The following is a 19,269-nucleotide window of genomic DNA, read 5'->3' as shown; positions in this document are numbered from 1 at the left end:
ATTACTCTTCACCTCCTACCTTGGTAAGTGCATATAAGATTATTCCATTTTGTACAATAGCCCTTAAAACCTCCGATAGATTCCCTGTAGTGATAATCTGATTGGCAACTGGAAGTGATATAGCCAAAAGCCCTTGGAATAAGAATGTTCCCAGTATTACATGATAGATCTTTGCCTTTTTAGCTGAGGCACCACCAATTAATATAGCAGCTACTGCTGTAAAAGCCATCATTAATGGGCCTTCATATAATTGAATAAATCCATAGCTTTGTGAATAGACAATTATTCCCATTCCTCCAAGAACTGTGGAAAGAATAGTACCTAATATCCTTTTTTTATCAACGTTTATACCTGACGAAATAGCGAATTTAGGATTATCCCCTGCAGCTTTCATTGCAATTCCTGATTTACTCCTAGTAAATAGAAAAACCACTAAACAAGATATAAAGAAAAACATTAATAATCCTGTAGGAACTTTAATACCTTTGATTTCAAATTCCCAAAATTTATTTAATATTTCTCCAAATGTGGAGTCCAAAGCAATAGTTACTCTTAAACCACGACCAATGGGCCAAACCATTTCTGGGTGTTTAAAAGGCAACAATATCCATAGTATGCTCATAAAGGATACTATAGAAAAGCCCATATATGTTGCCACTAACATCTCTGAACCTTTAATTCTATTAAGCAGCAGCCCGTATATCCATCCAATAATAATTGAGAAAGGCAGCGAAAGTAGTATTGAAACAAGAAATGAAATGCCACCCGTAAATCCCAACTCTATAGCTAAAAGACTGCCTACTAATCCGCAAATAATCCCAATAGGTAAAGCAAAGTTAGGTCCTGTACCAGATTGAATTGAAGGAACCATGGCAAGTACCATTACTCCATACATTCCAAATCTTTTTAATATATCAGACATTAATGTGCTAAAGGACAAGTCAATTATCACAGCAGTAACTAGCAATAATATGAAAAACAGGCTAATGATTATTCTTGGCAGACCAAATTTATTGGTAAATCTTTTTATTGTTTCAGTCATACTATAAAGCCTCCTTCTTATGCAGCTTGTGATACTCTCCTGCCATCATGAGACCATAATCAGCATCACTGTCAGTTGGTTTAAGAATTCCTTCTACCTTACCTTCTGAGATAATTGCAATCCTATGGCAAATACCACGTAGTTCAGCAAGCTCGCTAGATGTTATTATTATAGTCATTCCCAACTCAGCATTTAATTTTACCAATAAGTCTAGTACAAGCTTTTTAGCTCCTATATCAATTCCTCTTGTTGGCTCTGATACTAGCAGTATTTCTGGCTCAAGTGTCAATGCTCTAGCTATACACACTTTTTGCTGATTACCGCCGCTTAGCTTTCCAACCAATTGTTGAGGTCCTGTACAGCGAATATCTAATTCCTTTATCATCTTTAAAGCATGATTTCTAATAGCTTTATCATTCCTTTGTGTAAACAACCCAAGCTTTCTCAAAAAATTTCCCCTTACTTGCATACTTGTTATAACAATATTATTTTCAATTGAAGACTCTAAAAGAAGTCCTACGCCTCTTCTATCTTCTGATAAGAACGCTAATCCTCTATTTAGAGCTTCTGTTATGTCGTTAAGTTTGAATGGTCTTCCTTTCACATAAACTTCTCCTGTAGACTGATAAAGTCCCATAATTCCATTTGAAATCCCAATCTTCCCTTGTCCTGCTAAGCCTCCAATGCCTAAAATTTCGCCTTTTTTCACTTCTAAATCAACACCTTTAACTTGTTCACCAGGCATATCGACTCTAAGATTCCTAATAGATACTAGGGTTTCCTTACTTTCTAAATCGAACTCCTCTTCAGATTTGCGAGATAACAGTATCTTTCTTCCTACCATCAGTTCGGCGAGTTCAATTGTATTAGTTTCTTCCTTTTTCCTTGTTGCAACAACTTCACCATCTCTTAATATAGTAACACTGTCTGCTGCTTGCATTACCTCATCTAGCCTATGGGTTATAAACAATATAGCTATTCCCGAATCAGCAAGCCTTTTCATAGCTTCAATCAAGTTATCTGCTTCACTTTCTGTTAGAACCGCAGTAGGCTCATCAAATACTAAAAATTTAATATTTCTTTTATCTATTTCTCTTGCTATTTCAATAAATTGCATATATCCAATTGGTAATCCTGCTACCTTAACCCATTCTTCAATATTCATGCCAAGAGTATTAAGTGCCTTTCTGGAATCATTATTCATAGTTTTATAATCTAAGGTTTTTAACCTACTTTCTGGCTTTCCAAATAATCCACTTATGAAATTGTGTTTTGTATTCTCTCTATTCAGCTTAATATTTTCTGTTAGAGTAAACCCAGGAATGAGCATAAATTCTTGATGTACCATTCCAATACCATATTCCATTGCTTTCCTAGGTGACTTTATATCTGCCTTTTCTCCATCGAAAAAAACTTCTCCTGTAAATCCACCAGATGAATGTATTATAGGCATACCGAATAATATATTCATCAAAGTTGATTTACCAGCACCATTTTCTCCTAACAAAGCATGTATTTCACCAGGTTTTACAGATAGATCAACATTCCTTATAACTTTATTTCCATAGAATTCCTTATGTATATTTTTCATCTGCAATGTGTACTTTTCTCCCATCTGACATCACCTTCCTAAAATTTTGTTAAAAATGTAAGGCCACCAATATAGGCAACCTTACATTTCCTAATGAACTAAGCATAATTATTTAAGCAATATACATTGATTAGAAATTCAAGAAATCAAGCAAAACTAATTGGTAGTTGTCATATTTAACTCCATTTTCTTCTAGCGGCATAGTTGTTATAGAAACCTTTGCATATTCCTCAAATGCTTCTTGTAACTTGGCAAGGTCCATCTTTCCCGTAGTATTACCCTCAATATAGTCTATTGCATACTCTGCTCCAGCTTCAATGAACATCATGGCCACAGGTACTGGCCAAGTAGAGAACCTTCCTGCTCCACCTTTGTTAGCTATTTCTTTTTTGATTTCACTTACTACATAGTCGATATCACCTTTTTTATCCTCCGGAATTTCTATTCCTAAAGCTGAAGGGAATCCGTGATATGGCGAAGGACAGCATGGCTGTGGATATATAGCACCTTCATCTAAAGAAGCTTTTATCAATGGAACCTGCATTGAACAGTTTGTACTGAAGAAAGCGGTATCCTTACCATATTTCTCTACCATACTTGGTACGTCTGCTAAAATAAACTGCTGAGCCCCTGGTGTTCCCATATCACCTGTTGGATCTGGTGCTGTAGCATCTACAAACTGCAAGCCTATTTCTTCACACTTTTGCTTCATAAGATCTCTTCTTGCTGCAAGAAGCGGATAAGACATATGTCTTGGGAAGGAATAATGTACAAATACTTTTGCTCCTTGTTTTTTAGCTTGCTCAGGTATAGTTGAACCCATTGATAAATCATCAGCTTGGAATACTACATCAGCCTTTTCTGCTATCATTTTTGGATCTTCTCCAGGTACACCTGCTATTATTAATAAACCCGGATTGATCTCTCTAACTTTGTCAATTGCTGCGGCAGTTCCAGGTACTGCCTGCACAAAGAGCAAGGCTTTAAGATCTGGATCAGATGCCATACTAACTGCGTTAGCTATGGTAGTTTCTTGCTCATCCATAAACTTATCTGGATAAGTCATATGAATTATGTGTTCTGCGCCATATTTAGCGAGAACATTTTGAGCTGCTCTATACTCTTCTTCATTTTGCGATACTGTATTGGTCATAATTCCAATCTTCCATTTTCCGCCTTTCCCAGTTGTAGCTTGATCTCCACAAGCTATCATGCTCAAAATCATAACTGCTACCAGTAAAAATACAATAACCCTTTTAAACATTCAAAATCCCCCTTTCAAAACTAATAGTATCCACGAGTAGCTAATTTTGTTTTAGCACAGCACCTCCTTTTATACTTGCTTGTATATATTTATGCATAAACCGTGAATGTTATAATATCTAATTTTTAAAATATAATAGTTGTGCTTTACACATAAGATAAAATATTATAAATATTTTGATATGGCCAGAATATTTCTTTGACTATTTCCTAAATATTATGTATATTCTGAATTTTATTCTCGGCAAAAAAATAGAGTAAAGATAATTATCTTTACTCTTTCCTAGTATACATAAGAGGAAATCTTCTTTTATGTTCACTTCTTTTATACATTGTTTCAATTCTATCTTTTATATTGTCGCTGGCTTCTCCAGTTTTAATATAACCATCCAATTCTTTATAACTAAATCCCATTTCGTTTTCATCAGTTTGATTTTCCCATAATCCAGCAGTTGGTGGTTTGTTAATAACTATATCAGGAATGTTTAAATATCTAGCTAATTCAAATACTTCTTCCTTTAAAAGGTCAACTATTGGCAATATATCAACACCACTATCGCCATGCTTAGTAAAATATCCAACTGTATACTCACTTTTATTACTTGTTCCGGCCACTAAATATCTTTTTACCTGTGCATAATAATAAAGTGTAGTCATTCTGAATCTAGGTTTAATATTAGATAAAGCTAAAATATTATCAGTTTTCTCCAATTTACTTAAAAACAGATCATATATACTGCTTAAGTCAACTTTTTTTGTTTCCAGGTTTAGAGCATCGGCAATGAGCCTTGCATGCTCCTCATCTTCAGGATTGCTATGACAGGGCATGATAATACCTAAAGCGCCATCTGGGAATGCTTTTTTCGCTAACGCTGCCACAACAGCTGAATCAATTCCTCCACTAAGTCCGAAAACTAAACCCTTTGATCCTGATTCTTCTACTCTATCCCTTATCCATCTGACAATATCATCGCATAGATTTTGTATATTGCTCATATGTTTACCTCCAGATTATTGATAAAAACAATATAGCATATTTTAGTAAACTAAGCAAATATTATTCGAAGATACCTGTGCTAAGATATCTTTCTCCACTGTCTGGAGCTATTACAACTACTCTTTTACCTTTTCCTAATTCTCTAGCCTTTTTAACAGCAGCAAATATGGCTGCACCTGAAGATATCCCTAAAAGCAATCCTTCCTCCCTTGCTAATCTTTTAGTCATTGCTATTGCATCCTCATCTTTTACTCTCTCTATCTCATCTATTATCTTTATGTCAAGGATTTCAGGTATGAAACCAGCCCCTATACCTTGAATCTTGTGGGGACTAGGGCTTCCTCCTGATAAAACCGGTGAATTATCAGGTTCAACTGCAATTATCTTTACATTTTCTAATTTTTCCTTTAATACTTTTCCTACGCCTGTTATTGTTCCTCCTGTACCAACACCTGCAACAAAAGCATCAATTATTCCATCCACTTGCTTTAAAATCTCAATTCCTGTAGTTTCCAAATGTTTTGCAGGATTATGCGGATTTTCAAATTGCTGAGGTATAAAATATTTATCATTTTCTTTAACCATTTCCTGTGCTTTCTCTATTGCACCTTTCATCCCTTTTTCTCCTGGAGTTAAAACAAGTTCAGCGCCGTAGGCTTTTAGCAGGTTTCTTCTTTCCACAGTCATAGTATCAGGCATTACTAATACAACCTTATACCCCTTTGAAGCACCTACCATGGCTAATCCAATTCCTGTGTTGCCACTTGTTGGTTCAATTATAATGGAATCTGACTTTAATTTACCTTCTACTTCAGCTTTTTCTATCATATTTAAAGCAATTCTGTCCTTTACACTGCTGCCTGGGTTAAAGTACTCAAGCTTTACAAGTACATCAGCACAGTTATCATCAGTTATCCTATTTAGTTTAACCACCGGTGTCTCTCCAATTAGCTCTACAATACTATTGACAACCTTCATATTTATTCCTCCTTAATTCCTAGTATTCCTATGTGTTTTTAAGTATATAATTTAAATTAATTTCTGTCAAGTGAATAAGTATGAACTTTTTTAGGAAAAGTATTATTTATATATTAAGATTTGATTTAATATATAATTTTATTCTAGGTGATTTTATGGACAATAAAAAAAGCAAAATAAAATTATTATTAATTGGCCTTATAATAGGATTAGTAAACGGGCTTTTTGGTTCTGGTGGTGGAACAATCGCTGTACCAGCCTTAGTTCTTATGCTCGGCTTAGATCAGCATAAGGCCCATGCTACAGCTATTAGTATTATATTCCCACTATCTCTTATTAGTTCTTTTTTATATTTTAGGCATGGTGTACTAAATTTAAAGATTGCAGCAATAGTAACTTTAGGAGGAATTATAGGTAGTTATATCGGTGCGAGAAATCTAACAAAAGTGCCAAGTAATATTCTCAGAAAGGTATTTGGGATTTTTATGATAATAGCAGCTATAAGGATGGTTATGATATGAAATTGTTCTTAATAGGTTTTTTGTCAGGAATAATAAGTGGCATGGGAATAGGCGGAGGAACAATTTTAATTCCAGGGTTAATAATATTTTCAAATCTAAATCAGCATCAAGCACAAGGGATCAATCTCGCTGTATTTATACCTATTGCTACTGTTGCCCTAATAACTCATTCTAGAAAAAAGAATATTGATCTAAGCACTGCCGCACCAATAATATTTACAGGATTAATAGGAGCATTTATTGGCTCATCTATTGCAGTAAAAATGACTCCTTCTTTCTTAAGAAAGGTATTTGCAGCCTTTCTATTTATTATGGGAGCATATGAAACCTTTGGAAAGAAAAAAAAATAGTCCCCTTGTATGGAGACCATTACTCACCTAATTCGACTAGAACACACACATTATATGCAATATTAAAGCCTAAGCTCTCTGCTTCTAGTACCACCTCTCCGTTTGCTGCACCTGGCTGGCACCATAAATAATCTACTCCCAATTTCTTAGCCCTAGGAAGCATATCAAGAATAGCAGCAGAAGGTATTATAAAATTTATGACATCTGGTTTCTTAGGAAGCTCTTCTAATGATTTATAGCATTTTTGTCCATGAATATCTTCATAATTTTGATTTACTGGATAAACCTCGTACCCATGCTGCACTAGTTTTCTCCATACCTTATATCCAAATTTATCTTTTTTGGCAGTGGCTCCAACTACTGCCCATACTTTTTTATCGAGCATTTCTCTTTTTAGTCTTTCACGATTCTCCACATAATCCCCTCCTATTTTTTGATATATACCCAATAAAGATTAAACTTAACTTCATAACGCCAATCTCATCTGGCTAGCTAATAACAAATACTATGCTATGATGCTTAGAATTTGTAAGCTTGTTCCGAGCTGAACTTGCTTTGCTAATAAACTCTTTAAGCCTCGACTAAATACAATCTATATTAACTGGCACATCAAGTTAATTTACTTTACAATATTGTTATCCTTCACAGAATAATATTCCTCTTCAAGCTCTTCACAAGCCATCCTAGAACTTGTCAATTCCGTAAGAAAATTAATTAAATTATTAACGTTTTCAGTTTCGCATAATACTATTATGTTTACCGCATCGTCATAGATTACGTCACTAATAATGTATTCAAATCTTAATAATTCATTTTCTACTTTCCCATAAAGAGTATAGTCAATCCTTACCTTTATCTTCTTAAATAATACCTTATCAACTATAAGACCTGCCTCAAGACCTATTTTAGCCCCCTTTGTATAGGCTCTCACTAATCCCCCTGCTCCAAGCTTTGTTCCTCCAAAATATCTTGTAACTACTACAGCTACATTTCTTAAATCTTCTTTTTTTATTACCTCTAATACAGGGATACCAGCCGTTCCACTAGGCTCGCCATCGTCGCTATATCTTTGTATATTGTTGTTTTCTCCATATACATATGCATAAACATTGTGCGTAGCATCTCTATGTCTTGATTTTATTTCCTGTATAAAATCTATAGCTTCTTCTTCGCTTGAAATAGGCTTTGCATAGCCAATAAATCTTGACTTAGTTATTATTATCTCATCACTTCCAAAACTATGTATTGTTCTGTACTTCATAAGCATTTTATATATCTCCTCCAATTCATAGTTAGATTATATCATTATTGAGCAAAAAAAATAAAGGGTAGATAAACTACCCTTATACCAAAATGGCTTCTTTTTCCTTCAGCTTTAAGAATTTCCTATAAGAAAGGCTTACTAAAGACTTATCTTGACTATATGTTATCATGTCAATAGCTTCTTCAATACTATAAAATCCTGCATCTAATATTCCATAATCTTTATTCACTACATAATTAGTGTCTTTAGAATCCATGATGAACCATGTTATTTCATTGCATACTGGTTGTTGCCTAGAAAAAGAATAAAATTCGTAACTAGTTTCTCCGGCTGTAGATATAATCTCCACATCAAGCCCTGCTTCCTCTCTGACACGCTCCATCGCTGTCTCAGAAGCTAAGAAACCATCACGAATTTTACCTTTTGGTAGAACCCATTCATTTTTATCGTTTTGCATAATGAAAACCTTATCCTCATGAAAAACTACACCGCCTGCGCAACTTCTAAAAATCATGGCAAACGCCTCCCCTCTTCTTATTATATTAATAATACAACAAGTTCTAAATAATTTCAATACTTTTCAGAAAATTTTATATTTCCTCAATATTAATATAACTTAAATCTATTCATTATATTCATAATTAATACAGCTTTGGGAAAAATATTTCTGACAACTTAAATTGGGGTGACTTTATGAACATTATATATCACTGTGTAGGAGGCTCTCATTCATCAGTATTAGCTGCTGCCATACATTTAGGTTTACTTCCTGATGACAGAAAACCAACAAAGGAAGACATACTAGGTATCTCTTTCTTTGACACATTATCTAAACAAGAACAAGGCAAAATATTACTAAGAGGATTAGATGAAAACGGAAATAAGGTATTTACATTAAGTAGACAATTTGCCCCTCATTTAGTATTACCTGCAATTGAAGATGCATATCAGTTAGGAGGAGGACAATTAAGTGATTTACTCCTTGTAAGTACTATGAGCCCCGTAAATTGGCTAATGAAAATTGGTGGTTTTTCTTCCAGAAGGCTACATTTAGTAGCCTTTGGAAGACCGATAGCTGCCTATGGCACCGCAAAAGCCTATGACAAGATTGCTCAATTAGTAAACAATGCTAAGAAGATGATTAATTAATCATCTTCATTATTGATAATAAAACTTTTATATTTTTCATATTCAATGGAATCTAACACTGTAGTGATTAGGGTTCCTTTTTCTTTATATTCAAAGCTGGCAACCTTAGTGTTATCAAATAAATAAGTAGACAAGCTGCCATCAGAGTAAGGTACCAATAATTCTACTTTGTAAAATTTTTGAGGTAAATTGTCTTGTATCATTTGAAGTAAAATATCTATATTGTATCCCGTTTTAGCAGATAATTTAATCATCGGCCCTGAGATATGAAGAATCACTTCATTTTCTGCAGCATCTGCTTTATTAAAAACCGTAATCATAGGTTTATCCAAAACCTCTAAATCCTTCAATATACTAAGTGTAGTTTTTATCTGGATATCTAAATCCTGATTAGTCATATCTACTACATGTAAAAGTAAATCAGCATATTGTACTTCTTCTAGTGTTCCTTTAAAAGCCTCAATTAGCTTTGTAGGAAGCTGACTTACAAAACCAACAGTGTCAGTTATTAGAAATCCTTGACCATTTGGAAGCACACTTTTCCTTAGGGTAGTATCCAATGTAGCAAACAGCATGTCTTTAACAAATACTTCCTTTTCTTCGCTATATTCTTCATCAAGTTTAATAAGACTATTCAATAAAGTAGATTTTCCTGCATTAGTATAGCCTACTAAAGCAACTATAGGTATCTCAGAATCCTGCCTTTTCTTTCTTTTTATTCTTCTTACACCCTCCAGTTCCTTCAGCTCTTTTTCAATATCGGCTATACGGCGAGAAATATGCCTTCTGTCAGTCTCAAGCTTTTGCTCTCCTGGTCCTCTAGTTCCAATACCTCCGCCAGTCCTAGACAGTTGATTCCCTAAACCAATTAGTCTAGGCAGCATATACTTAAGTTGAGCAAGTTCAACCTGAAGCCTCCCTTCCTTACTCGTGGCTCTTTTAGCGAATATGTCTAATATTAAGCTTGTTCTATCTATTATTTTTTTGTTTAATACTCCTTCAAGATTTCGAATTTGAGCTCCTGTAAGCTCATTGTTGAATACTACTGTATCAATATCTAATTCTTCACAGCATAAGGCAATTTCCTCAGCCTTTCCTTTTCCAATAAAATACGCCGAATCAATTCTATCCTTATTTTGAACCACATCACTTATTACTGTTCCTCCTGCTGCATAAACTAACTCCTTTAATTCATTCATAGAACTCTCAATATCAATATCAGTTTTCTTATCTAAATTCACCCCAACAATAAGTACTTTTTCTTGTTTATCAGTATTTTGAATATCGTACATTTTTTCACCCCATAAGAGCATTTTTTACTCATTTAGTAATCTTAATTATACACAATAATAGCGATATGATTCAAGGTTTATCATATTCTACATCTTATTCTACATCTATTATATTTGGAATGTCTCTTTCTGGTATAAAGACATAGCTCTCAGGCACATCTCCTACTATGATTGTCTCTGCTACTGGTATATTAGTAACTATTCTTATAACATCTGAAGCTAAAGGAACTATTACTCTTACTTCTGTAATTATAACTAGATATACCTTATGTATAGTCTGATTAATTCCAGATTCAACAAATTCTGTAGTAAAATCTACTGTAACCGTACCTTGAGGTACTATAGTTAAATTGATATAAGGGCCAGTGATTAAGTTTGAGTTAAGTGCATTGCCAATAGGTATCTTAACCTGTTTAGTAGCAACATTTCTAATATTATCTTGAACCTCTAATGCTACATCTGAAGCTATACTATTCATCATAATAGTATTTGCCTGCATCATAGTGACCTTACCTTCTTTATCAAAATTAACGAATATGAGATCTTTATATTTAATATCATCCTTTATTTTATTCTTAACTGCTTCATTTATTGCTTGTGTAGCTATTTTTCTAGCTTGAACCTCAGATACTGCAAGTAGAGTAGGTTTTACATTTCTATCTATCCATATAAACCCGTATATTGATAAAACCAAAATAATGACGACAATAATAAATACTTTTTTCTTTTTACTTCTTCTTCTCAAAAAAACACCCCTTCTATAATATATGTATTTTTTTTGAAATGTTTAAACTAATTATTTAATGTTGTATTTAATACAGTGGAACTTTTTTATTTTTACTCTAGTCATATTATCAATGAATGAAATTCACCAAATTATGGTATACTCCTACTATATTACTAAATTTCATAAATATAAAATTTCTCTGACTTATTTATGACAAATTTATTAATTTTCCAGAACGTACGTTCAACATTTGACTAATATTATTAACAAACTGCCAGTATTGTGGTATAATTTCTATGATATAGGTTCATGGCTCTTCTATCACCTATATATTTAAGGAGGTTAGTTATGACACAGGATAATTCAAGTAAAGATAATAGAAAAAAGAAAAAAAATAATGGAAAGAAAAAACTAAGTGCTTTTAGACTTATTATAGTATTCGTTTTAATGGCTGGATTCATTACAACTGGAATAGTTGGAGGCTATGTACTAGCAGTTATTAAGACTGCACCTAAAATTGATCCCACAAGTATTGACGATTTTCTACATCAGAGCTCCTATATACTTGATGAAAAAGGTAATGTAATAGAAAAACTGCTTACGGAACAAAATAGAACTTCAGTAACCTTAGATAAAATACCTAAAAATCTTCAAAATGCATTTATTTCAATAGAAGATGAAAGGTTTTATGACCACATAGGCGTTGACTTTAGAGGAATAATAGGTGCCCTAATAGATGATATTAAGGCCGGATCTGCAGCTAGGGGTGCAAGTACTATAACTCAGCAATTGGCTAGAAACCTATATTTGACAACTGAAAAAAGTTTAGAGCGTAAGATTAAGGAAGCCTATTTAGCAATTCAGATTGAAAAGCAGCTTACAAAGGATCAAATATTAGAAGCCTATCTTAATAGAATCTACTTAGGGCAAGGTGCATATGGTGTGCAGGAGGCTGCACAAACATATTTTTCAAAGGATGTAGGCGAGCTTACCTTAGCTGAATGTGCATTGATAGCAGGGATTACTAAAAATCCTAATAGCCTACCCCCTTATAAGCTTTACTTACCTGATGATGTAGATGAAGATGACGATGTAGTTGGGCAAGTGGATATCTTAGGAACTAGATATACTGCTATATTTAATCCTGAACCTATCAATAGGCAAAAAGTAATTTTAGGTAAAATGTTGGAACTTACAGATATTACGCATATTAGTAAGGAAGAATATGAAGAGGCTATGAATGAAGATATTAGAAGTGCCATTAAGCCAGGTAAGAGGGAGCTAATGGGGATCACTTCTTACTTCTCAGACTATGTGAAAACACAGGTCTTAAACGATTTAATGGAAAAGGCTGGATATACAAAGGAAGAAGCAGAAAAAGAGCTTTACACAGGTGGTTTAAAAATTTATTCTACTATGAACTTAGATATGCAGCAAAAAGTCGAAAAGGCATATGAGAACTTTGGAGAAATCCTAGTTGGTGGAAATTTAGATAAAATTAAAGCCCCTATTCTTGTTGACTGGTCTGTTGATAAGAATCAAAATATTATTGGGGATGATAAAAAAATAGTTCTTTATAAAGAATCAAATCTATTTGATGAAAGTGGAAATTTGATCATCGAAGCTGGAACCTATAATGCAACTGATGATGGAAATCTGATTATTAAAAACAGAAAACTGAACATTTATCCAAAAACTATTGACATTGAAGATTATTATACGATAGATGAAAGAAAAAACCTTGTTAAACATGTTGTAGGCTCTTTGGCACTTGCAATGGATAACTATGATGTTAGTGACAAGAAAGAACTTATTATTAAAAGTTCTTATCTAAATGACAATAAGGATTTCTATAAAATAACTGCTGATGGCACGCTATTAATAGATCCTAAATATTTTCAAAATAATGATAAGACTGGAGTTGTTCAGCCTCAATCAGCAACAGTTGTAATGGATTACAATACAGGTGAAATAAAAGCTTTAGTTGGTGGAAGAGATATTGAAGGTAGCAGGCTTTTTAATAGAGCACTTTCTCAGCGTCAACCAGGTTCTGCAATAAAACCTATTGCAGTCTATCTACCTGCGCTTGATAATGGGTTTACTGCTGCAAGTTCTATTGATGATATACCTTTTTATGATAATAATGGAAAACTATGGCCTAGAAACTGGTATACGGGTTATCGTGGTCTAATGACACTAAGGGAATCTGTAGAGCAATCTGTTAACGTAAACGCTGTTAAGACGTTAAGTAATATTGGTATTGATTTATCTAAAGAATATCTGGCGAAGCTTGGTATAATAAAAGAAGATGGAAAGGATAGTATCATAACTAGACAAGAAAATAAAGCAACTAATGATGAAAACTTATCTGCTTTAGGTTTAGGTGGGATGACTAGGGGACTCACTCCATTAGAGATAACCTCTGCTTATGGAGCTATTGCTAATAATGGTCTAGCTATAGAGCCTATAGCATATACTAAAGTGTTAGATAGATATGATAATGTCATCTTGGAGAATAAACCTCAGAAAACAAAAGTAGCATCCCCTGAAGCTTCTTATATCATGTCAGATATCTTAAGAACTACTGTATCAAATGGTATAGCTGGAAAAGCAAAGCTTAGAAACAAAATGCAAATACCAGTAGCTGGAAAAACAGGTACTACTCAAGATCAAGCTGATGTATGGTTTACAGGATATACTCCTTATTATGTTGCTGGAGTCTGGATAGGAAATGATTCTCCCAAAATTACAATGTCAAAAGGTAGTACACTAGCAGCTGATTTTTGGTCGTATATTATGACAAGTATTCATGAAGGATATGAAGCTAAAAACTTCCCTAAACTTGAAGAGAATATCGTGACTAAACAGATTTGTAAAATATCTGGTAAGCTTGCAACCGAAATATGCTCTCGTGATCCAAGAGGAAATACCACAAGAACTGAGATGTTTGTAAAGGGAACGGAGCCTACAGAAGAATGTGATATTCACGTAGAAGTTGCAATAGATACAAGTACAGGAAAGCTAGCTTCAGAAAATTGTCCTCCAGAATTAATTGAAAACAAAGTATTTATTAAGCGTAATCCAGCTTATAACCCTGAAGAACATAATGGACTAGTGCCAAAGGATTACCAATACACTGTGCCTACTGAAGAATGTGACATTCACTTTGCAAATAATGATGATAATAATGGTAATAATGATGATGAATGGTTTGATTGGTTTGATTACTGGTTTAACAATAACAACAACAATGAGAACAACGAGAATAACCAAAATGAAAACACTAACTCAGATTCTAACAATAATTAAGAATAAATAATATAAAAGCTAGAGATCATTTTAATGGTCTCTAGCTTTTATTAATTCAATCTGTTATGCTAGTTAATTTGCCTTACTTCTATTTACTATTTCCTTTAATGCTTTAGTTATTAATGGTGCTCCTTTAGTATATCTATCAACACCACAGATTTTTCCTATATCACCAATACCAACAATTAGAGGGATAGAAAAGTTATTCAGAATGTCTACTGTATCACCATATAATATTTTTGTATCTGTTTCATATCCATTCTTGTTTACAGCATTCTCTACAATCCTTCCAGTATGATCAATTGAAAAATCCACCTCTATACCTTTAACACCTTCAGTATTAGAAGCTACTGCTATAACTCCTAGTACTTCAATATCTGGATTTGTAAGTAAGTAAGCTAATGCCTCCTCTCCTTTTCCTTGTCTTGGATTACCTATATCATCAGCCATAACTACTACAGGATCATATAAAGCTTTGTCTATTAACTTTGCTATTTCTTCGCCACTTATTGGAGTAGGATTACCAGCAGATTTTGATATACATCTCCCCCCTATATTTATAGCAGCTTTTTCTACTGCCTTTTTAGCAATATCATCACCATCTGTAACCAGAATTATTTTTCTTTTCATCTTGTCTCCTTACTATTGCTTAGTTTTAGGGTTAAAAATAAGAGCCATAATATAGCCAAAGAAAATTGCTGCAGCCACTCCTCCAGCAGTTGCAGTTATTCCCCCTGTAAAAGCGCCTATTATACCATCCTTTTTAACTGCCTCAATTACACCCTTTGCCAATGAATAACCGAACCCTGGCAACGGAACTGTAGCTCCTGCGCCTCCAAATTCTACTATAGGCTCATATATTCCTACTGCAGTAAGTACAACACCAGATGTTACAAATAATACGAGTACATGAGCAGGAGTAAGCTTTGTAGTGTCCATGATTATTTGCCCAATTACACATATAATTCCTCCTACTATAAAAGCCTTAATAAAATCCATGAAAATCCTCCTCTATTTCTCATTACTAATGGTCACTGCATGCGCTATTCCAGGTATAGATTCACCTTGTTGTATTATAGTTGGTGAAAGAAGAGCTCCAGTGGAAACTAACATTATTCTTTTAAGTTTACCTGTTTTCAATGCCTTATAAAGATATCCCGCAAAGACGACTGCCGAACATCCACATCCACTTCCACCAGCATGAGTATCTTGCCTTTCTGCATCAAATATTTCAATCCCGCAATCCATAAATATATTTGATATATCATATCCTTCTTTTGCTATTAACTCCTCTGCAATATCCTTTCCTACAGCAGCTAAATCTCCTGTTATTATCATATCGTAATTTTCTGGTTTAAAACCAGTATCTCTAAAATGTTGAATTATAGTATCTGCAGCAGCAGGAGCCATAGCAGGTCCCATATTATTGGCATTAACTATTCCTGGATCAATAATCCTTCCTGTAGTCAAGTGAGTTATATAAGGTCCATTACCATAGGAGGATAGTACGGAAGCACCTGACCCTGTGACTGTCCATTGTGCAGTTAGAGGCCTTTGATTGCCATGCTCCAGTGGAAATCTATATTGCCTTTCTGCTGTACTAAAATGACTTGATGTGACACTTACAACTGTATCTGCAAAGCCCCCATCTATAGCCATTGCACCTAGACTTAAGGACTCCGTTTTAGTAGAGCATGCCCCATATAGACCAAAGAAAGGAATCTTTAACTCCCTTGCGGCATAAGATGAGGAGGTTATTTGATTTAATAAATCACCAGCAAATAAGTAATCTACTTGTGATGGCACTATTTTAGCATTATTTAGAGCTAATTTTACTGCTTCTAACTGTAATTTTGCTTCACTTTTTTCCCAGCTTTCCTCTCCCCATAAATCATCGTCTAATATGAGGTCAAAATAATCCTTTAAAGGGCCATCTCCTTCCTTCGGTCCTACTATGCTAGCTGTAGAAATTATAGAAGGTGGATTTTCCAAAACTACCGTTTGCTTTCCTAATCTCTTTTGAGCCAAGCTATTACCTCCTTATTTCTTTAGTAATAAATAAATAATACCAACCAATATTGAGCTTCCATATCCATATACTAATACAGGTCCTGCAATAACAAACATTTTGGAGGCTACGCCAAGTACAAAGCCCTCCCTTTTAAACTCCATTGCTGGTGATACTATTGAGTTTGCAAAACCTGTGATAGGAACTATGGATCCAGCCCCTGCTTTTTTGCCAAGCTTATCATATAATCCAAGACCAGTGAAAAATGCTCCTAGAAAAACTAATACTATAGCTGTTGCAGCAGCTACAGCTTTTTTATCTAGTCCATTATTTTTAAAGTAATTTGTTATAAACTGTCCCACAACACTGATTAATCCTCCGACAATAAAAGCCCAGATACAATTTTTCAGATAATTAGGCTTGGGCATTTTCTTCTTTACATATTCATAATAGTCTTTTTGATTTATTTTATCCATTAAATCCACCTACCTTTATCTAAGATTGTTTGTTTTTTGCTTTAGCTTTATTCTGCATATATGGTCATAAGGATGATAATGAGCCTCCTTATATCTAATTTTTTGGCTTTCAGTATTATCGTCAATATTAGACATATTGAAGCTTTTATGTCTGTTTTCCATAAATAATCATCGCCTTTCTCATAATTAGTGTTTTCCTATAATACTCCAACTAAAGAAAGAGCCCACCATCTTTCCCAAAGCAATTGCTATAAGTACTGCAATAATATATTTCTCAATTCTAACTCTTCTAAATAATACAGGCATAACATTTAGTACCTCTGCTAAAGCAGAAGCCAATAAACCAATAAAAGCACCTAAGATAAACCCAATTAGTATAAGAAATACCTTAGATTTAATTCCCACACTCCAACCCATCAAGGTTGATAGTGAGAAGACAGTCATTGAAGTGAATAAGATAATTTCATATAATCCAATTTTGTCTGATGTGTCAGTAACTTGTGCCAATCTTGGAACAATATCAAGAAGAGTTATAAAGGCTGCTGCTGCTGTACCAACTAATGCGCCACCAGATAGAGCAACTATACATAAAAATAATTGTTTTACCATAAATCCACCACCATGATGAGTTAATTATGTTTAGTTTTATCTAAAATATAATCATCAATATTTTTTTCATACATAAACATTTCAACTTCAAGTGGACTAGGTTCCTTTTTCCATTTCTTTTGAAATACATGATTAAAAAATGTAGCCATGCCCACACCAATTCCTATTGAATATGGTATTAACAATATAAGAGGTTTGTGGTTTTCCTCACCTGTAACCATACGATATATTATCTGTAATGATTTATCCATGTTTACATCAGCATGAAAATTTACTATGGCTAGGCCTGCTCCAAGGAAAAGAATAAAGCATACTATGACTGTCTTAATTATGCTAAATAGCTTACTCTCATTAGTATCTCCTTGGACATCTATTAATATCTCTGCCTCTCCCATTACTGTTAAATCTATATTTTCATCATACTTATATATTGTTTTAATAATTCTTAATGCTGGAATCACATCATTTATTTTTCTTCCAGATATATTGTGTACTTCCAGCTCTAATATAGATTTTTCTGCCTTTTTATCAGTACAAAATATTGAAGCAATATCTTTAATTTTAATTATCTGTCCTGGTTCTGCTGTAATTTTAGGTTCTATTTGTAAAAATACTTTTACATTATCGATAATAATTCCCCCCATTAATTTAAATTAATTACTAGCTTTGCCCTTTTAGGCTCTTCATTTGCTGAATTATAATTTTGATAGCAAAAATAGCTTACAATAATTATTGACAATACTATGAAACAAAATCCTATTAATTTTGCTATTTTAATCTTCATATATAATCAACTCCACTTAACTTAATCTATTGTATTTAACTAATAATAATTGCTATGTTATAATGCATCGAATTAACTTATAACTTTATTATGTACTAATACTGTTTTTTAATGCAAAAAAATAAAGGCATGATTTATCATACCTTTGTTAACATATCTCTCATGTCGTGAAGAACTCTTTTTTCAATTCTTGATACTTGAACTTGAGAAATCCCAAGCATATTGGCTATTTCAGTCTGAGTTTTATCCTTAAAATATCTCATAATGATAATCTGTCTATCTCTAGGCTTCAACTGACTTAAAATCTGCTTTAAAGTTATTTTATCTAAAACTCCTACATCCTCGTCTTCACTCGTCATAACTCTATCTATTAAATGTATAGGAGATCCATCGTTTTGATGAATCACATCATACAAATAATCAGGCTGAACATTTGAGTCCAAAGCCATTACAATTTCCTCTTTATCTACACATATCTCCTCAGCTATTTCCTGAATATTCGGCTCTCTCCCAAGCTCTTTTGCTAGCTTTTCCTTTGCAATATTAGCTTTCATAGCTGTCTGCTTTAAAGATCTACTAACTTTTATTATTCCATCATCTCTTAAAAATCTTTTTATTTCTCCAATTATCATGGGAACTGCATATGTAGAAAATTTCACATCATAGTTAATATCAAATTTTTGAATTGCTTTTAATAGACCAATACAACCTAATTGATACAAATCTTCAGGTTCATGTCCACGATTTACAAATCTTCTAAGTACACTTTTTACAAGACCAAGATTATGGTTTACCAATAAAGTTTGTGCATTTTCATCACCTTGTTGGGCTTTTTTTATTAAATTCATTGTTTCAGAGTGACCTAACAAGCCATAATTATTTTTTTTAACAGAGCTTGTTTCCATATTA

At 33.5% G+C, this 19,269-nt stretch carries 23 protein-coding genes; 4 read left to right on the top strand and 19 right to left on the bottom strand.

The genetic code is table 11. The features are described from left to right. Window position 1 precedes the first annotated feature (1 nt). The 5 genes from QO263_RS11290 to cysK all read right to left on the bottom strand — a co-directional run bounded on the left by QO263_RS11290 (window position 2) and on the right by cysK (window position 5,871). Window positions 2-1,042, bottom strand: coding sequence for an ABC transporter permease subunit (locus QO263_RS11290; RefSeq protein ID WP_285621337.1), 1,041 nt, complete (start codon window positions 1,040-1,042; stop codon window positions 2-4). A 1-nt stretch (window position 1,043) separates the two neighbouring features. After that, window positions 1,044-2,657, bottom strand: coding sequence for a sugar ABC transporter ATP-binding protein (locus QO263_RS11285; RefSeq protein ID WP_285621334.1), 1,614 nt, complete (start codon window positions 2,655-2,657; stop codon window positions 1,044-1,046). 106 nt (window positions 2,658-2,763) lie between these two features. Beyond that, complete coding sequence (locus QO263_RS11280) at window positions 2,764-3,897, bottom strand: DUF3798 domain-containing protein (RefSeq protein ID WP_285621332.1); 1,134 nt, start codon at window positions 3,895-3,897, stop codon at window positions 2,764-2,766. Between the two features lie 272 nt (window positions 3,898-4,169). Then, window positions 4,170-4,892, bottom strand: a complete 723-nt coding sequence (nadE, locus tag QO263_RS11275; RefSeq protein ID WP_285621330.1) for an NAD(+) synthase — start codon at window positions 4,890-4,892, stop codon at window positions 4,170-4,172. A gap of 61 nt (window positions 4,893-4,953) precedes the next feature. Continuing rightward, a complete protein-coding gene (gene cysK, locus QO263_RS11270) occupies window positions 4,954-5,871 on the bottom strand; it encodes a cysteine synthase A (RefSeq protein WP_285621328.1) in 918 nt (305 codons plus the stop codon). Between the two features lie 155 nt (window positions 5,872-6,026). On the opposite strand from cysK, the gene QO263_RS11265 reads away from it, so the two are divergent. Together QO263_RS11265 and QO263_RS11260 are read left to right on the top strand one after the other, a co-directional pair. Further along, window positions 6,027-6,392, top strand: coding sequence for a sulfite exporter TauE/SafE family protein (locus tag QO263_RS11265; RefSeq protein ID WP_285621326.1), 366 nt, complete (start codon window positions 6,027-6,029; stop codon window positions 6,390-6,392). After that, complete coding sequence (locus QO263_RS11260; RefSeq protein ID WP_285621323.1) at window positions 6,389-6,742, top strand: sulfite exporter TauE/SafE family protein; 354 nt, start codon at window positions 6,389-6,391, stop codon at window positions 6,740-6,742. The genes QO263_RS11265 and QO263_RS11260 overlap by 4 nt, the downstream gene beginning before the upstream one ends. Window positions 6,743-6,761: 19 nt before the next feature. On the opposite strand, the gene QO263_RS11255 is transcribed toward QO263_RS11260, so the two are convergent. The 3 genes from QO263_RS11255 to QO263_RS11245 all read right to left on the bottom strand — a co-directional run bounded on the left by QO263_RS11255 (window position 6,762) and on the right by QO263_RS11245 (window position 8,520). Further along, window positions 6,762-7,157, bottom strand: a complete 396-nt coding sequence (locus QO263_RS11255) for a CoA-binding protein (protein WP_285621320.1) — start codon at window positions 7,155-7,157, stop codon at window positions 6,762-6,764. Window positions 7,158-7,361: 204 nt separating this feature from the next. Next, window positions 7,362-8,009, bottom strand: coding sequence for a YigZ family protein (locus tag QO263_RS11250; protein ID WP_285621317.1), 648 nt, complete (start codon window positions 8,007-8,009; stop codon window positions 7,362-7,364). A gap of 76 nt (window positions 8,010-8,085) precedes the next feature. Further along, window positions 8,086-8,520 (bottom strand): NUDIX hydrolase, encoded by a 435-nt coding sequence (locus QO263_RS11245; protein WP_285621313.1) that lies wholly within the window; start codon window positions 8,518-8,520, stop codon window positions 8,086-8,088. Between the two features lie 179 nt (window positions 8,521-8,699). On the opposite strand from QO263_RS11245, the gene QO263_RS11240 reads away from it, so the two are divergent. After that, on the top strand, window positions 8,700-9,155 hold the full coding sequence (locus tag QO263_RS11240; protein WP_285621310.1) for a DUF3189 family protein: 456 nt from the start codon (window positions 8,700-8,702) through the stop codon (window positions 9,153-9,155). On the opposite strand, the gene hflX is transcribed toward QO263_RS11240, so the two are convergent. After that, window positions 9,152-10,447, bottom strand: coding sequence for a GTPase HflX (hflX, locus tag QO263_RS11235; protein ID WP_285621307.1), 1,296 nt, complete (start codon window positions 10,445-10,447; stop codon window positions 9,152-9,154). The two genes, QO263_RS11240 and hflX, sit on opposite strands and share 4 nt — an antisense overlap. A gap of 94 nt (window positions 10,448-10,541) precedes the next feature. After that, window positions 10,542-11,192 (bottom strand): sporulation protein YunB, encoded by a 651-nt coding sequence (gene yunB, locus QO263_RS11230; RefSeq protein WP_285621305.1) that lies wholly within the window; start codon window positions 11,190-11,192, stop codon window positions 10,542-10,544. A 330-nt stretch (window positions 11,193-11,522) separates the two neighbouring features. Between yunB and QO263_RS11225 the strand changes: the two genes are divergently transcribed. After that, the gene (locus tag QO263_RS11225; RefSeq protein ID WP_285621303.1) at window positions 11,523-14,483 is read left to right on the top strand and encodes a penicillin-binding protein 1A; all 2,961 of its coding nucleotides are present in this window, start codon (window positions 11,523-11,525) and stop codon (window positions 14,481-14,483) included. Window positions 14,484-14,555: 72 nt separating this feature from the next. On the opposite strand, the gene spoVAEA is transcribed toward QO263_RS11225, so the two are convergent. From spoVAEA to sigF, 9 genes are all read right to left on the bottom strand, one after another. Beyond that, window positions 14,556-15,113, bottom strand: coding sequence for a stage V sporulation protein SpoVABEA (gene spoVAEA, locus QO263_RS11220; protein WP_285621300.1), 558 nt, complete (start codon window positions 15,111-15,113; stop codon window positions 14,556-14,558). A gap of 12 nt (window positions 15,114-15,125) precedes the next feature. Then, a complete protein-coding gene (gene spoVAE / locus QO263_RS11215; protein WP_285621297.1) occupies window positions 15,126-15,482 on the bottom strand; it encodes a stage V sporulation protein AE in 357 nt (118 codons plus the stop codon). Between the two features lie 12 nt (window positions 15,483-15,494). Next, on the bottom strand, window positions 15,495-16,511 hold the full coding sequence (spoVAD, locus tag QO263_RS11210; protein WP_285621295.1) for a stage V sporulation protein AD: 1,017 nt from the start codon (window positions 16,509-16,511) through the stop codon (window positions 15,495-15,497). A gap of 12 nt (window positions 16,512-16,523) precedes the next feature. Beyond that, a complete protein-coding gene (gene spoVAC / locus QO263_RS11205; protein ID WP_502928665.1) occupies window positions 16,524-16,976 on the bottom strand; it encodes a stage V sporulation protein AC in 453 nt (150 codons plus the stop codon). Window positions 16,977-16,982: 6 nt separating this feature from the next. Further along, window positions 16,983-17,129: a hypothetical protein gene (locus tag QO263_RS11200; protein WP_285621289.1), complete on the bottom strand. Its 147-nt coding sequence runs from the start codon at window positions 17,127-17,129 to the stop codon at window positions 16,983-16,985. 24 nt (window positions 17,130-17,153) lie between these two features. Then, window positions 17,154-17,576: a stage V sporulation protein AB gene (locus QO263_RS11195; RefSeq protein ID WP_285621285.1), complete on the bottom strand. Its 423-nt coding sequence runs from the start codon at window positions 17,574-17,576 to the stop codon at window positions 17,154-17,156. Between the two features lie 20 nt (window positions 17,577-17,596). Then, complete coding sequence (locus QO263_RS11190; RefSeq protein WP_285621282.1) at window positions 17,597-18,220, bottom strand: stage V sporulation protein AA; 624 nt, start codon at window positions 18,218-18,220, stop codon at window positions 17,597-17,599. Beyond that, window positions 18,220-18,360: a hypothetical protein gene (locus QO263_RS11185; RefSeq protein ID WP_285621280.1), complete on the bottom strand. Its 141-nt coding sequence runs from the start codon at window positions 18,358-18,360 to the stop codon at window positions 18,220-18,222. The genes QO263_RS11190 and QO263_RS11185 overlap by 1 nt, the downstream gene beginning before the upstream one ends. Window positions 18,361-18,497: 137 nt before the next feature. Further along, the gene (gene sigF, locus QO263_RS11180; protein WP_285621277.1) at window positions 18,498-19,265 is read right to left on the bottom strand and encodes an RNA polymerase sporulation sigma factor SigF; all 768 of its coding nucleotides are present in this window, start codon (window positions 19,263-19,265) and stop codon (window positions 18,498-18,500) included. Window positions 19,266-19,269 lie beyond the last annotated feature (4 nt).

Origin of the sequence: Proteiniborus sp. MB09-C3 (genome assembly GCF_030263895.1) — a bacterium.
Classification (GTDB): Bacteria; Bacillota; Clostridia; order Tissierellales; family Proteiniboraceae; genus Proteiniborus.
This window is presented reverse-complemented; position numbering and strand designations above follow the sequence as displayed.

Excerpts from the sequence above, each read along its gene's own strand:
- cysK (WP_285621328.1), bottom strand. The coding sequence starts at position 5,871 with ATGAAGGTTGTCAATAGTATTGTAGAGCTAATTGGAGAGACACCGGTG.
- QO263_RS11265 (WP_285621326.1), top strand. The coding sequence starts at position 6,027 with ATGGACAATAAAAAAAGCAAAATAAAATTATTATTAATTGGCCTTATA.
- nadE (WP_285621330.1), bottom strand. The coding sequence starts at position 4,892 with ATGAGCAATATACAAAATCTATGCGATGATATTGTCAGATGGATAAGG.
- QO263_RS11200 (WP_285621289.1), bottom strand. The coding sequence starts at position 17,129 with ATGGAAAACAGACATAAAAGCTTCAATATGTCTAATATTGACGATAAT.
- QO263_RS11185 (WP_285621280.1), bottom strand. The coding sequence starts at position 18,360 with ATGAAGATTAAAATAGCAAAATTAATAGGATTTTGTTTCATAGTATTG.
- hflX (WP_285621307.1), bottom strand. The coding sequence starts at position 10,447 with ATGTACGATATTCAAAATACTGATAAACAAGAAAAAGTACTTATTGTT.
- QO263_RS11240 (WP_285621310.1), top strand. The coding sequence starts at position 8,700 with ATGAACATTATATATCACTGTGTAGGAGGCTCTCATTCATCAGTATTA.
- QO263_RS11285 (WP_285621334.1), bottom strand. The coding sequence starts at position 2,657 with ATGGGAGAAAAGTACACATTGCAGATGAAAAATATACATAAGGAATTC.
- QO263_RS11280 (WP_285621332.1), bottom strand. The coding sequence starts at position 3,897 with ATGTTTAAAAGGGTTATTGTATTTTTACTGGTAGCAGTTATGATTTTG.
- QO263_RS11225 (WP_285621303.1), top strand. The coding sequence starts at position 11,523 with ATGACACAGGATAATTCAAGTAAAGATAATAGAAAAAAGAAAAAAAAT.
- spoVAEA (WP_285621300.1), bottom strand. The coding sequence starts at position 15,113 with ATGAAAAGAAAAATAATTCTGGTTACAGATGGTGATGATATTGCTAAA.
- QO263_RS11260 (WP_285621323.1), top strand. The coding sequence starts at position 6,389 with ATGAAATTGTTCTTAATAGGTTTTTTGTCAGGAATAATAAGTGGCATG.
- QO263_RS11245 (WP_285621313.1), bottom strand. The coding sequence starts at position 8,520 with ATGATTTTTAGAAGTTGCGCAGGCGGTGTAGTTTTTCATGAGGATAAG.
- QO263_RS11290 (WP_285621337.1), bottom strand. The coding sequence starts at position 1,042 with ATGACTGAAACAATAAAAAGATTTACCAATAAATTTGGTCTGCCAAGA.
- QO263_RS11195 (WP_285621285.1), bottom strand. The coding sequence starts at position 17,576 with ATGGTAAAACAATTATTTTTATGTATAGTTGCTCTATCTGGTGGCGCA.
- sigF (WP_285621277.1), bottom strand. The coding sequence starts at position 19,265 with ATGGAAACAAGCTCTGTTAAAAAAAATAATTATGGCTTGTTAGGTCAC.
- QO263_RS11250 (WP_285621317.1), bottom strand. The coding sequence starts at position 8,009 with ATGCTTATGAAGTACAGAACAATACATAGTTTTGGAAGTGATGAGATA.
- spoVAE (WP_285621297.1), bottom strand. The coding sequence starts at position 15,482 with ATGGATTTTATTAAGGCTTTTATAGTAGGAGGAATTATATGTGTAATT.
- QO263_RS11190 (WP_285621282.1), bottom strand. The coding sequence starts at position 18,220 with ATGGGGGGAATTATTATCGATAATGTAAAAGTATTTTTACAAATAGAA.